This window comes from Vibrio sp. 1078-1, assembly GCF_033340475.1.
This window is the reverse complement of record NZ_JAWOWM010000001.1, coordinates 656,542-669,508: the sequence shown is the minus strand read 5'-3', so window position 1 is coordinate 669,508 and position 12,967 is coordinate 656,542. Positions and strand designations below refer to the sequence as shown.

17 protein-coding genes are annotated in these 12,967 nt (G+C 44.2%); 7 read left to right on the top strand and 10 right to left on the bottom strand.

What is annotated here, in order from left to right; genetic code table 11:
- Nucleotides 1-66: 66 nt before the first annotated feature.
- Nucleotides 67-363 carry an alternative ribosome-rescue factor A gene (locus R7190_RS03005; RefSeq protein ID WP_017635870.1) on the bottom strand — a complete coding sequence of 99 codons (297 nt, stop codon included), beginning with the start codon at nt 361-363 and terminating at the stop codon, nt 67-69.
- Nucleotides 364-728: 365 nt separating this feature from the next.
- Between R7190_RS03005 and R7190_RS03000 the strand changes: the two genes are divergently transcribed.
- From R7190_RS03000 to R7190_RS02985, 4 genes are all read left to right on the top strand, one after another.
- Complete coding sequence (locus tag R7190_RS03000; protein ID WP_005375625.1) at nt 729-938, top strand: cold-shock protein; 210 nt, start codon at nt 729-731, stop codon at nt 936-938.
- An 89-nt stretch (nt 939-1,027) separates the two neighbouring features.
- A complete protein-coding gene (locus R7190_RS02995; protein WP_005375627.1) occupies nt 1,028-1,573 on the top strand; it encodes a YaeQ family protein in 546 nt (181 codons plus the stop codon).
- Nucleotides 1,560-2,102: a hypothetical protein gene (locus tag R7190_RS02990; RefSeq protein ID WP_017635869.1), complete on the top strand. Its 543-nt coding sequence runs from the start codon at nt 1,560-1,562 to the stop codon at nt 2,100-2,102. The genes R7190_RS02995 and R7190_RS02990 overlap by 14 nt, the downstream gene beginning before the upstream one ends.
- 111 nt (nt 2,103-2,213) lie before the next feature.
- Nucleotides 2,214-2,573 (top strand): glutaredoxin family protein, encoded by a 360-nt coding sequence (locus R7190_RS02985; RefSeq protein WP_054574391.1) that lies wholly within the window; start codon nt 2,214-2,216, stop codon nt 2,571-2,573.
- Between the two features lie 191 nt (nt 2,574-2,764).
- On the opposite strand, the gene R7190_RS02980 is transcribed toward R7190_RS02985, so the two are convergent.
- Nucleotides 2,765-3,391 (bottom strand): OmpA family protein, encoded by a 627-nt coding sequence (locus R7190_RS02980; protein ID WP_025768460.1) that lies wholly within the window; start codon nt 3,389-3,391, stop codon nt 2,765-2,767.
- A 282-nt stretch (nt 3,392-3,673) separates the two neighbouring features.
- Here R7190_RS02980 and R7190_RS02975 point away from each other — a divergent pair, with 282 nt between their 5' ends.
- Complete coding sequence (locus R7190_RS02975) at nt 3,674-4,306, top strand: thiol:disulfide interchange protein DsbA/DsbL (RefSeq protein WP_042521488.1); 633 nt, start codon at nt 3,674-3,676, stop codon at nt 4,304-4,306.
- A 13-nt stretch (nt 4,307-4,319) separates the two neighbouring features.
- Nucleotides 4,320-4,793, top strand: coding sequence for an FKBP-type peptidyl-prolyl cis-trans isomerase (locus R7190_RS02970; RefSeq protein WP_005375638.1), 474 nt, complete (start codon nt 4,320-4,322; stop codon nt 4,791-4,793).
- Nucleotides 4,794-4,875: 82 nt separating this feature from the next.
- Here the strand turns inward: R7190_RS02970 and cyoE are convergent, their stop codons facing one another.
- Genes cyoE through R7190_RS02950 form a run of 4 tightly spaced genes read right to left on the bottom strand, consistent with a single transcriptional unit; the run spans nt 4,876 to nt 8,116 of the window.
- A complete protein-coding gene (gene cyoE / locus R7190_RS02965; protein WP_005385222.1) occupies nt 4,876-5,775 on the bottom strand; it encodes a heme o synthase in 900 nt (299 codons plus the stop codon).
- Nucleotides 5,768-6,787, bottom strand: a complete 1,020-nt coding sequence (locus R7190_RS02960) for a COX15/CtaA family protein (RefSeq protein ID WP_017635865.1) — start codon at nt 6,785-6,787, stop codon at nt 5,768-5,770. Before R7190_RS02960 ends, cyoE begins: the two co-directional genes overlap by 8 nt.
- 11 nt (nt 6,788-6,798) lie before the next feature.
- The gene (locus R7190_RS02955; protein ID WP_017635864.1) at nt 6,799-7,335 is read right to left on the bottom strand and encodes a hypothetical protein; all 537 of its coding nucleotides are present in this window, start codon (nt 7,333-7,335) and stop codon (nt 6,799-6,801) included.
- Nucleotides 7,325-8,116, bottom strand: coding sequence for an SURF1 family protein (locus R7190_RS02950; RefSeq protein WP_186585627.1), 792 nt, complete (start codon nt 8,114-8,116; stop codon nt 7,325-7,327). The genes R7190_RS02955 and R7190_RS02950 overlap by 11 nt, the downstream gene beginning before the upstream one ends.
- Here R7190_RS02950 and R7190_RS02945 point away from each other — a divergent pair.
- Complete coding sequence (locus R7190_RS02945; RefSeq protein WP_005375504.1) at nt 8,115-8,351, top strand: DUF2909 domain-containing protein; 237 nt, start codon at nt 8,115-8,117, stop codon at nt 8,349-8,351. The two genes, R7190_RS02950 and R7190_RS02945, sit on opposite strands and share 2 nt — an antisense overlap.
- 24 nt (nt 8,352-8,375) lie before the next feature.
- Here the strand turns inward: R7190_RS02945 and R7190_RS02940 are convergent, their stop codons facing one another.
- The 4 genes from R7190_RS02940 to coxB are packed head-to-tail and all read right to left on the bottom strand — an operon-like array spanning nt 8,376 to nt 12,660.
- Nucleotides 8,376-9,260: a cytochrome c oxidase subunit 3 gene (locus tag R7190_RS02940; protein ID WP_005375506.1), complete on the bottom strand. Its 885-nt coding sequence runs from the start codon at nt 9,258-9,260 to the stop codon at nt 8,376-8,378.
- Nucleotides 9,261-9,311: 51 nt separating this feature from the next.
- A complete protein-coding gene (locus R7190_RS02935) occupies nt 9,312-9,851 on the bottom strand; it encodes a cytochrome c oxidase assembly protein (protein ID WP_017821600.1) in 540 nt (179 codons plus the stop codon).
- 17 nt (nt 9,852-9,868) lie between these two features.
- A complete protein-coding gene (ctaD, locus tag R7190_RS02930) occupies nt 9,869-11,500 on the bottom strand; it encodes a cytochrome c oxidase subunit I (protein ID WP_005375510.1) in 1,632 nt (543 codons plus the stop codon).
- Nucleotides 11,497-12,660 (bottom strand): cytochrome c oxidase subunit II, encoded by a 1,164-nt coding sequence (gene coxB, locus R7190_RS02925; RefSeq protein ID WP_005385208.1) that lies wholly within the window; start codon nt 12,658-12,660, stop codon nt 11,497-11,499. The genes ctaD and coxB overlap by 4 nt, the downstream gene beginning before the upstream one ends.
- Nucleotides 12,661-12,967: the final 307 nt, after the last annotated feature.

The following is a 12,967-nucleotide window of genomic DNA, read 5'->3' as shown; positions in this document are numbered from 1 at the left end:
GTTGAAGCAGTTGAAGCAGTTGAAGCAGTTGAAGCAGTTGAAGCAGTTGAAGCAGTACATGATAAATTAGGAAAACTTATCTGGTACTAAAAATTGAATATCATCAGTTTTGCAAACACCTAGTACCAACAAAAAAGCCCTATTCAAAATCCACCTTGGGGAGAACTTTGAATAGGGCTCTTTGCCTCTATGCTTCATTTTACGGCTGAAGCTACCTTTACCTTTTTTCGCTTTAACGACTCGTGTTTGGAACAGCTGACTGGTAACAACCGCTTTTAACGCGTTGTCTTTGATTTCACCTCTGCCGAAGTCGGTCTCATGTTGTGAGCCACTCGGTTGAGGACTGATTTTACGCTTTGCCATAAATCCTCCTTAATGGTCGAACCAGATTGGACAATAATTATATAAATAAGTCAAATTTATAGATTTAGTTGAATTTTATGCTAAAAAACTTCACATCACCGTCATTTATTTGAAATTTAATCAAAAACATGCTGGTTAAATAGTGACTAAATACAAATATTTGTCCATAAAGCACTAATATATGTTGACTCTTCGTGGAATTAACCTAGACTCAAACACGGCTAGAAAGAAAGTTCTTTGTTTTCACATTTCGTTGGATTACTTGTAACCCGTCGTCCTGTGGTACGCAATAGCAATTTATTTTTCCACGCTATAAGCGCCGTTGAGGCGAAAGATTACATTATTTAGATATTTAGGAAATAGACATGTCTAACACAGCTACTGGCACAGTTAAGTGGTTCAACGAAACTAAAGGCTTCGGTTTCATTCAACAAGAAAACGGTCCTGACGTATTTGCTCACTTCTCTGCAATCACTGGTGACGGCTTCCGTACTCTAGTTGAAGGCCAGAAAGTAGAATTTGTTATCTCTCAAGGTCAAAAAGGCCCTCAAGCAGAGCAAATCAAAGTACTTTAATTCTTAAAGAATTTGATACGATAGCCAGCTTTTAAAGCTGGCTATTTTTTTGCCTAAAACTTATTTTGCCAACAAAACGATATAAATCTATGGCTCTTAAACCAACCATTTACAAATTTCGTATCGCCATTTCCGATATGAATAATGACTATTACGATTCTAAAAATCTAACTATCGCCCTTCATCCTTCTGAAAAGCCGCAACGAATGTTGGCTCGCATTCTAGCTTACTGTTTAAATGCTCAAAGCAATCTGGAGTTTACAAAAGGACTCTCTACGATTGAAGAGCCTGATTTATGGCATGTTGGCGATGATCAAAGCATTACTCACTGGATTGAAATTGGCGAACCAGAACCAGACAGAATTAAGAAAGCTTCTCGCCTCGCAAAGCATGTAAAAGTTTACACTTATAACACCAAAGCGGCTGTCTGGTGGGACAAAATGTCAGGAAAGTTCTCAATGCTTCCCGTCAACGTAGAGAGCTTTGACTATGACGCTATCGACTTGATTTGTCAGCATCTTGACCGAGGTACTAGCCTTTCTGTTATGATTACTGGCAGCTCAATTTTTGTTGATATCAATGATCAACATATCGAAGTAACGGTGAAGGAACTAAAAAACCATGACGTCTCTTAGTGAACTGAGTCAAGAGATGGGATTTGAAGAAATCCCCTTTGTTAAAGAACATAAAGCAGCAAAGCGGCGTTGGTTAAAAGAACAGTCACAACTATTTACAAAAGTTTGTGAGAACAAACCCACAACAGCACCTACTCTTCACCTGCTTGGCCTTTTGACCAAATCACATATTGAAGCAAGTGCTAACTACGAGCAACATGCTCACTCTACCCAGCGTATGCAGCAAGTTCTGACTGACTCCTTGGGTAATGAGCACGCGGATAAGTTTACTAACCAATCTGCTGAAGACCTAATCTTAGTCACCCACCTTTGGTTATACACGCAAGGCTATTTAAATATGGATTTCAGCTTGGCGCACGATCATGCCGAGCAGACTCAAAATACATTGCAGCACGAACTTGTCATGAAACGCATGGACGTTGATGCATTCAGAACCGAACTCATGCAAAGTTTTTATCAAGGTAAAGAAGCCCGTCCGGCTTCAGCAAGTGGCTTTTGGGGTTGGTTTAAACGTCTATTTTCCGCATAAAATACATGGTTTTATCCATTTCAAACAACTGATAGACTTCACGTCCAGTGCAACAAGCATCATGATTGCATTCTTAAAGGACAATTACCCAATGAACATCAAGGGATCATTATGAAGTTTATCCGTTGGATTTTAGGCAAGGTTATCTTATTGCTGAACGCGGTGTTCTCACCTCGTGGTATTAAGCGCACCGCAGAAGAACAGCAACGTATTGATGAAAAAGCGAAACAATACGCACTTTACCAATTTGAAGCCTGCCCTTTTTGTGTAAAGGTCCGCCGTGCAATGAAGCGTCAATCGGTGAACATTGAGCTACGTGATGCAAAAAATAACCCGACTCATCGAGCTGAACTAGAGCAATGTGGTGGGCGAGTTAAAGTCCCTTGTCTTCGTATCGAAAAAGATGGCGAGACACAGTGGTTATACGAGTCATCTGACATCGTCGCTTACGTTGAAAAAGAATTTGCCTAAGTTCCCCCTATGAACATTGGCGGATGTAAAAGAGGCACCTAACGGTGCCTCTTTTCTATTTTTTCTAGCTAGATGTTGCCGTGCGAGCTTTCCTTATTCAGTCTTCTTGCTCAACTCCGAACTTAAACTCCACTAAGCAAATAACGGGTATGCAAGAACAACACAACGAAGATTACCGCCTAACGTCTGCGTTATTCATCCACGATCAATGTTAGCTCTACGCGCCGATTGCAAGCTTTACCACTCGCTGTCGCATTGCTGCACTTCGGTACATACTCCCCGAAGCCTCTAGAAAACACTCGTTGACGTGGAATACTCGTCGCCAATAGTTGTTTTTCTACTTCACGAGCTCGCTTTTCAGATAGCGTGTCATTGAAGCTTTCAGCTCCCGTGCTATCCGCATGACCATCAATCACGACATCAACATCAGTTCTTCCAGCCAGATAGTGACCAATGTTTCGAATCCAGTCTTGAGATTGAGCAGATAACCGTGCAGAACCCGTTTGAAAATGCACTTGCTCTTTCAAACGTATCATCAGGTGACCACCACTGAGCGTCTCGTGAGGAATGTTATGCCTGCTCAGGAACATTTCCAGAGAGGTCACGTTTTGCGACTTTTTTACTGACGCCCTCGCCGTTTGATATGAACGAGGGGAAGAAGCCACATTGGATGCGCTCGGGTATCCCCACTCTGGGTGTCTCAGCTCAGTGTTTGATTTAGGAGCTGTATCTAAAATGTTCCCACCAGGGACCATATCTTGATCGAGGCTGCTGCACCCGGCCAGAATGCCACAAACAATTAAAAACCAATGCTTCATACCATTACCAACGTAGAAAAACTCTTGTTCATTGTGTCGACAAAACACGCCGAATCTTTAGCGCTTTTGTCCACCGATTGGTTTGTCTATGCAGCGTTCATGCCACTGGAGTCAATGCAAAATCATCTCTCAAATAAAACGCAACACTAAAATACCCTACCCTTACAGTCCATACGTCAGGCAAAGTCTGTTACCAATGGTCTCACTTTATTGTTATTTAATGGTTTTAGTCACTATCGTTAACCGATAAACTAACGCAAATTTCTCATTTAGAGCACTACTATGTTAAAAACCATATCGAAAGGCTTTGCTGTTGTTGTTGCCGTAATGGCTTTGTCGGCATGCGATAGCGGCAAGAGTCAGCCTCAGCAAGGCAAACAATACGAAGTTTTGCCAGTATCCCTTGAAGAGTATGATTTAGCTCCCCTGACTGAAGCATTCTCTTTAACTTGTGGCCACTGCCGCTCAATGGAAGAGTTTGTCCCTCAAATTGAATCATTGACCGATCAAAGCGTTGAAAAAATGCATGTAACGTTCAATGAAAGTGCACAAGTGAGCGCCATCATCTTCTATACTGCCGTAATGCAGCTTGAATCAACACCAGATAAAGCGTTTATGGCGGATCTTTTTACTGCTGTGCAAATGGGTGCCGATGCAACGGCTGAGGAACGCCAAATCGCTGTTGAGAAAGCCTTTGAGTCTCGCAACCTTATCAGCCCTTACCATTTAGATGAAGCACAGCAAAAAGCGCTGTTTGAGTACATCACTAAGGCAGAAGCGATCACCACGCGAGGCCAAATTAACTCCGTTCCAGCCTTTATCGTAAACGGAAAATATCAAGTAATTACTGGTGGTCATGACAGCGTTGAAGCCATGGCAGAAACCATCAACTTTTTGCTAAAACAACCTAAATAGACAAGGAGATTACGTGTCTAAATTTTTGTTTCCTCTTATTATTTTTATTTTGGCGGGCTTTTTCATTTACCGTACTTGGACAAACCATAAAGTAGCAGATGAAAACTTTGCCAAAGGCCAAGCATTCTTACTAGAAAATGCGAAAAAAGAAGGCGTCATCACAACAGAAAGTGGCCTTCAATACATGGTTCTTGAAAAAGGCGAAGGTGAGGTTCACCCAACGGCAACAAGTAAAGTAAAAGTACACTACCACGGCACCTTGATTGATGGCACGGTATTCGATAGCTCTGTTAATCGTGGTGAGCCTATTTCATTTGGTCTTAACCAAGTCATTAAAGGCTGGCAAGAAGGTCTACAATACATGGTAGAAGGTGAGAAAATCCGCCTTTTCGTACCAAGCACGCTTGGCTATGGTAAGAGTGGCTCTGGCCCAATTCCACCAGCAAGTGTTTTGATCTTTGATGTTGAACTGCTAGAAATTCAATAAATCTAGAAAGCTTTGTCTTAAAGCCAAAGTATCAAAACCAAAAACGCCGCGAACCACGCGGCGTTTTCTGTTTTAAGAGAGGTTAAAAACCAATATAGTGATCCGAAAGCAATGCAATGAACAACGCCAAAAGATGATAGATAGAGAATTTAAACGTCTCCATCGCGGTATTTGGCTCTGGTGCATATTTTAGCTTCCATGCATGGTACATAAAGCCAGCATTGAGTAGTAGCGAGGCAAAAAGATACACCACGCCGACCATACCAACCAAAACCGGTAGGACACAAACCAAAGTCAATAGCACCGTATACAACAGAATAGAAGTTTTGGTGTACTCAATGCCGTGTGTCACTGGCAGCATGGGAATATCTACCTTGCGGTAATCCTCGACACGATGAATAGCCAGAGCCCAAAAATGTGGTGGCGTCCAGATAAAAATGATCATTACGAGCAGCCAAGCATTCGCATGTAATTGCCCTGTTACAGCAGTCCAACCGAGAAGAGGCGGCATCGCACCGGCAATCCCTGCAATGACGATATTTTGGGGCGTAGCACGTTTGAGGTACATTGTGTATACCATCGCATAGCCGAGCAAACTCATCAAAGTCAACCATGCCGTCAGCGGGTTGACCATCGCATAGAGAAGTACAAACCCTAAGACACCTAAAACTGTAGCGAAGGCTATCACCGATGATGGTTTAGTCTCACCCGATGGCAATGGTCGTTTGTGTGTACGTGCCATTCTCGCATCAATTCGGCGGTCAATTAGATGATTAAACGCTGCCGCAGACCCTGCCATCAGACCAATCCCCGTTAGGCCAACTACCGCCTGCAACCAGGGGAAATCATCAACCGGGGCTAAGCTCATCCCTACTACTGCCGTCACCAACATTAACGCCACCACTTTAGGTTTCGTTAACTTCAAATAAACGGAACTTAGTCGCTTTCGCCCATTTAACGACAGCGCGATTTCTTTACTCATAGCGAACTCCTTTCGCGGTGTAATTCCAAGCCGTTTTACCCTGCCACAAGTAAAACTGGCTAACACAAACGAGACTCAACATAACAGCGGCACCAAGGTTGTGCGCCACCGCGACATAGATAGGAAGTTGAAATACTACGTTGCTTACACCCAGCATAATTTGGCACACCAGAGTGAATAACAACCACCCTCCGATTCTCTGTGAATGATGAGAATCTTGCCTCATAAGCCCAATACTATAAGCCAATACCACGGTGGCGGTAACAATAGCGCCTATACGATGAGTGACGTGTATAGTCATTCTTGCCGGATACTCCAAGACACCAAATTCATAATTCTCGAATCCAGTTTGCCAGAAAGAAAACGCTTCTTTCCATGAGAGATGGCTCATCCAGTCTCCCTCACAAATCGGCAGTGTGGTACACATCAGCGCAGCATAATTTGACGAAGTCCATCCTCCAAGGAGCACTTGCACCAAAACAACCAGGAAAACCAACAATGAAAAGCCTCTCAGAGAGCTAGAAGATGGAGAGAAATAGAGATTGTTTTGCGCTTTTAATTGGCAGTAAAAAATCGCCTGTAACGCCAATAAAACAAAACCACCGAGCAAGTGAAGCATCACGATGACGGGCATTAATTTAAGAGTAACTGTCCACATCCCCAAAAGTGCCTGCCCAATCACCAATACGCTTAGCAACATCGGAATGGTTGAATTTACACGCTCAGACCTTACTGATATCGCTGCCATCGCAAAAATGACTAAACCTAACGTTCCTGCAAAATAGCGATGAATCATCTCAAGCCATGCTTTCTCATGCTCTACTGCCCGCTCGGGGAAGTTCAGGTTAGCACGTATGACGTCTTCTTCTTGATGCGGCACAGAAAAGTGCCCATAACAACCAGGCCAGTCCGGGCAACCTAACCCTGCATCTGAAAGGCGAGTATATGCCCCTAGCATGATCACCACGAGAGTTAGGAGCAAACTGAATCTAACCAACTGAATTAATTTCATATGCACTTCCTCTAACCGACTCGTGACAGTTTTAAGAGCTTGCGTAAGTCCGCCAACATACCTTTATTCAATAGGACTAAGTCCTCATTTGGTTTCGGCGAATAAGACATCACCAGTTGCCCAAGAGGATCAACGATCAACATTTGCCCAGGTTTCACTTTTGCGGTAACCAATTCATTCATTTGCATCGCTAACATCGATACTTCCATGGGATCTGAATGCTCAGTCTGCCAAACGACTGGCACTACTCGCTCTTGATACTTACCTAAAGCAACATGACTTTGCTGAAGCAGGTAAAGCTGCTGTTTACACTGTTCAGTGCATTCGTTAGGCAATACATAAGCGAGTTGCCAACCATGGTCTTTGAGAGGTGACTCTTGACCAAGCTGCTCTAACGTCGTGTATGGTTCGACTAACTCGCCTCTATTGGTCACTCCGCTTTGATACCACCCTTGTGTGAGAATGACTTTTGCAATGACAGCGGGAAGCGCGAACGTACAAACCAGCGCAATCAACATTAGTCGTCCTTTGGTTACTTTAGATGTCATGCTTCACCTCCATGTGACGCAACTTTTTTTGCCAACGAACAAAAACAATTAAAGTCAGTATTAAGAAAACACCTGCCATCGAAAACCATTGAATCGAATAGCCAAAATGTTTGGCACTATTGAGTGGTAATGGATTCCAAGGAAAGTCATAGGGCCAACGAGTTAAATTGTCTGGCTGCAAGACTGCGGGCATAAGTTCAATATTCAGTAGCTGATTCAATTGCGCGATGTTTAGGTTTTGCACGCGAATAACATCGCCAACTTCCGGCATTAACTCTGAGCTCAGTGGATTAGTAGATTTTCGGTACAGGCGTCCTGTGATGAAAATCGAATTATCGAGTTTGGTGACCGTTGGTAACACTGAGCGATCTGCTTTTCCCTCGACAAAACCAAGCTCCAATAACGCATAGGCACTAGGTTCATCGCTCGTCAATACAATCTGAAATGCTAAATATCCCACACTGCCTTGATGCGTTTGGTTGTCTAACAAAATTACGGGAAACGCCTGAGGAACAACATTAACTTCCACTTTTTTCCCGAGGATACTTTCCTCTCGCCAGTCGTTGTCTTCAAGAACGACGCTTAGTGCTTGGTACGCACTATCCGCACGCGCGAGAATGGCTTGTTCCAATGCTTGTTTTTCTTGCCCTCTCTCAAACTGCCAAAAACCCAGTTTGACCAAAAGAGAAAACACAACCACAGTTAAACCAACTGCAACCCAAAACCGTTTCGATAGCCATAATTGTCTTGATAACAACAATGATGAAACCGGAGGTGCCATGTCCACCGTATTTCTATTCAAACTGACGCTTGTCCTTTTGCTGCTTTTCATTATCTTCAACCTCGCAAAAGCGCTTATCGAAATGGTTCGTGAAGACCCAGATAATCCTGAAAAAAGAGACAAACCCATGAGTCATTACTTAGGCCGTCGAGTCATGTTCTCCGCTTTGGTGGTCGTCCTTTTGCTTATTGCGCTCAGCTCGGGTTGGCTAGCACCAAACCCTCGCCCTTATTAGTCGAACCAAGAGTTCACACTGCGCCTAAAGTACGTAAACAAACACAAACAGACATAACCAAACCACATCCACGAAATGCCAATACCAGCTGCCCGCTTGAAAGGCAAAATGGTTCTTTGGCGAAAAGTGATCTTTAGCGATTCTGAACAGCAGCACGATCAAGAAGATAGTCCCAAGACAAACGTGTAAACCGTGGAACCCCGTCAACATGAAGAACGTGTTACCGTAAATACCGGACTGCAACGTGAGCCCTATGTCTTGATAAGCATGAACATACTCAACCGCTTGGTAATATAGGAAAAAGCCAGCAAGTACGATGGTTATCTCTAACCAAACAATCAGTGCCGTTCTTTTGTCTTGTTCAAGGCTTATATGCGCCATATGTAGCGTAATAGACGACAATAGCAGCAAGATAGTATTGGTAAGGGGTATGCCCTGCCACGGCATAGCTTGTGTTGTTTCTCCCCCCGGTGTCAGTGTGAGTGGCCACATCGCTTCGAAGGTTGGCCACAGGACTTCGTTGGTCATGAAGTTATTATCTGCCCCACCTAACCAAGGCACAGAAATCATTCTGGCGTAAAACAAGGCACCAAAAAAGGCACCAAAAAACATCACTTCAGAAAAGATAAACCAGCTCATTCCTTGGCGAAAAGAACGAGTAATTTGCGAGCTGTATTTTCCACTCAGTGATTCAGTAATCACATTACTAAACCAACCAGCCAACATGTAAAGCAAGAACAAGAAGCCCACCGCTAGCACAATGCCACCAATGGTTCCCACTGCACCGCCACTTTGTGTCCCCTGGACGGTCATGCCTGCGCCAACAGCAACCAAAAACAGAGCAAATGCACCGATGATCGGCCAGCTACTTTGAGCGGGAACATAATATGTTCCTGGCTTGTTACTCATAATTTCTCTCCTTACTGACCAACCTTGGTCTGTATCTCTCTCCCTGAGTGGCTAAGAGCCTGTAGGAGGGGGAAGTTTATAGAGTGTGTAAGACAGCGTTAACGTGTGTATAGACTCCGGCAAGTCCGGTTCGATATAAAAAATCAACGGCATTTGAGCTTGCTGTTTACCATCCAGAGGCTGCTGGTTAAAACAAAAACACTCAATCTTATTGAAGTAAGCAGCTCCAGTCCCGGGAGAAACAGAAGGAACGGCTTGCCCCACCAACTTCTGCCCGCTTTCATTAAATGCAAGGTATTCGGTTTGCACGACTTCACCTGGGTGAACATCCATCGAAATCACTTTGGGTCTAAACTCCCAAGGCATATCTGGGCTGACATGCGCCATAAACTCCACGCGAATAGTTCGGCTCATGTCCGGTTGCATACCTGTCGGTTGAATGGCGGCCACTTCACTTGTCTTTCCATTGATTCCCAGTGCGTCGCACATCACGTCATAAAGTGGGACCAGTGCATAGCCGAAGCCAAACATTAACAGGGTCGCCAAAAGTAACTTCACTGTGAGCTTCTTGTTTGATGGATTCGGTTTCATGTCACTCACCCCACTTGCTAGTCAATCTTAGGCGGTGTAGTAAACGTATGATGTGGCGCAGGGCTTGGCACTGTCCACTCTAAGCCTTCCGCACGTTCCCACGGTTTTGCAGAAGCCTTCTCCCCGCCACGAATACACTTGATCACCAACCATAAGAAGATCAGTTGTGACAACCCAAATGCAAACCCACCAATTGATACTATTTGATTAACATCAGCAAACTGAATGGCGTAATCCGGTATGCGCCTTGGCATGCCTGCTAAGCCTAGGAAGTGCATTGGGAAAAACAGGACATTGACGGAAATAATTGAGCACCAGAAATGCCATAAACTCAGCTTGTGGTCGTACATATTGCCCGTCCACTTAGGTAGCCAGTAGTATGCCGCTGCCATGATCGAGAATACCGCACCAGATACCAACACATAATGAAAATGGGCAACCACGAAGTAAGTGTCATGATATTGGAAATCCGCCGGCACAATCGCCAACATCAGTCCCGAGAAGCCGCCAATAGTAAAAAGCACAATAAAGGCAATGGCAAACAACATTGGCGTTTCAAATGTCAGAGCTCCACGCCACATGGTGGCAACCCAGTTAAAGACTTTAACCCCCGTTGGTACCGCAATCAGCATAGTGCAATACATGAAGAAGAGCTCAGCAAAAACTGGCATCCCCGTGGTAAACATGTGGTGCGCCCACACAAGGAAAGATAACAATGCAATGCTGCACGTCGCGTAAACCATCGAATGATAACCAAACAGCTTCTTACCACTGAAAGCAGGCAGAATGGCGGAAATGATTCCAAACGACGGTAAAATCATGATGTACACTTCTGGGTGACCAAAGAACCAAAAGATGTGTTGGAACATTACCGGGTCACCACCACCAGCTGCGTCAAAGAAGCTAGTCCCGAAATATTTGTCAGTAAGAACCATGGTCACTGCACCCGCTAGTACCGGCATAACCGCGATCAACAAGAAAGCGGTAATTAACCAAGTCCAAACAAACATTGGTAACTTGAACCAAGTCATTCCCGGAGCTCGCATATTTACGATCGTCACGATAACGTTGATCGCGCCCATAATGGAGCTGATACCCATGATATGCACAGAGAATACAAACAGCGCAGTGCTATCTGGTCCATAAGTCGTGGACAGCGGAGCATAAAACGTCCAACCAAAATCAGGACCGCCGCCAGGTAAAAACAACGAGCTCAACAAAATAAGAAATGCAAAAGGTAAGATCCAAAAGCTCAAGTTGTTCATGCGCGGCAGCGCCATATCAGGAGCGCCGATCATCATCGGGATCATCCAGTTAGCAAGACCCGTAAATGCTGGCATCACCGCACCAAATACCATCACTAAACCGTGTACCGTGGTCATTTGATTAAAAAACTGCGGATCGACTAGCTGTAGCCCTGGCTGGAACAGTTCGGCACGAATGATCATTGCCATCGCACCACCTGTTAGAAACATCGCAAAGCTAAACCAAAGGTAGAGGGTGCCTATGTCTTTATGGCTTGTAGAATACAACCAACGAGTGATGCCCTGGGGTGCATGATGCTCGTGACCATCATCGATCGCAATGGTACTGTTCGCACTGGCTTCTGCTGGCGCAGACTTCACTGCCTTATCTATTGGCTTACTCATATTTCCTCCTTAGCACTGCCTTGTGCCTTAAAGGCATTCACATCGGATGCTTGCACTGTATCGCCAGTATCGTTGCCCCATGCATTTCGTTGATATGTGATAACCGCGCCAATTTCTTTGTCACTTAACTGATTAGAAAAAGCCTGCATTGCGGTGCCCGGGCGACCGTTGACAATAATATCTATGTGCTCTGTAACATCTCCGGTTGCAATAGGACTGCCTTTAATCGCGGGAAATGCACCCGGAATCCCCTCACCATTTGCCTGATGACACACAGCGCAACGCGCCGTGTATATCGATTCGCCTTGCGACATCAATTCGTCCATAGATAAGTCTTGAGAGAGCGCTTCTTGTGCCGCCGCTTTTTGAAGCGCGAGTTCTTCCTTCTTACTCGCTAGCCATTCATCGAACTTTTCTTCTTCCATTGCATGCACCACCACTGGCATAAATCCGTGTGCACGACCACATAGCTCCGCACACTGACCGCGATATACGCCTGGCTCATCAATTCTTGTCCATGCTTCATTGATAAAACCTGGAATGGTGTCTTTCTTGACGGCAAAGTCTGGTACCCACCAAGAGTGAATGACATCATCAGAAGTCATCAAAAAACGCACTTTGCGATTCACAGGCAACACCAAAGGGTTGTCTACTTCCAGTAAGTAATGCGCGCCTTTAGCTTCGATTCCATCAATTTGTTTTTGGCTGGTGGCAAGCAAACTGAAGAACTCAACATCTTCACCAAAATAGCTGTAATGCCATTTCCATTGCGAGCCTGTGATCTTGACCGTGATATCCGATTGGCTTGTGTCTTCCATTGCTACTAGAGTTTTTGTTGCGGGAATCGCCATAGCGACAAGAATGATGATGGGTATGACCGTCCAAATAATTTCCACTTTTGTGCTTTCATGGAAATGTGCTGCAACTGCTCCTTTTGACTTGCGATGACGGAAGATGGAATAGAACATCACACCAAAAACAATCAAAGCAATTACACAGCAGATATAGAAAATCAGCATATGTAATTCATACACTTGCCCACTTATCTCTGTGACCCCTTTTGTCATGTTGTAGTCATTTTCCTTTGACCAACCAAAAGAGGAAAATGTGATTAAAATCACATTCAGTGATAAGGCTAGAGTAGTCGTTAATCTTTTCAAAAGATCTCTCCTCTGCTCAGACGCTACGCCTACGCGAGCTTCCTTGCGTCCCGATGCAAATATCGAACAACTTTACGAAAAATCACAAAAACTACGATTTCGACACGGTTTGTTATATTTATGTTAAAAGGCTAGTTATAGTTCCAAGGTTCTTCAAGAAATTAAATATGATTAAATTTTGTTCGGATAAGAAAAATTAATTCGGTTTATCGATTGCCCTCTTTGAAATGTAATTGAGAACCATTTACATTGATTTAAAAGAAAACATTGAGATACTTACCAAACGAAGTGTCCAAGAAAGTAGGCT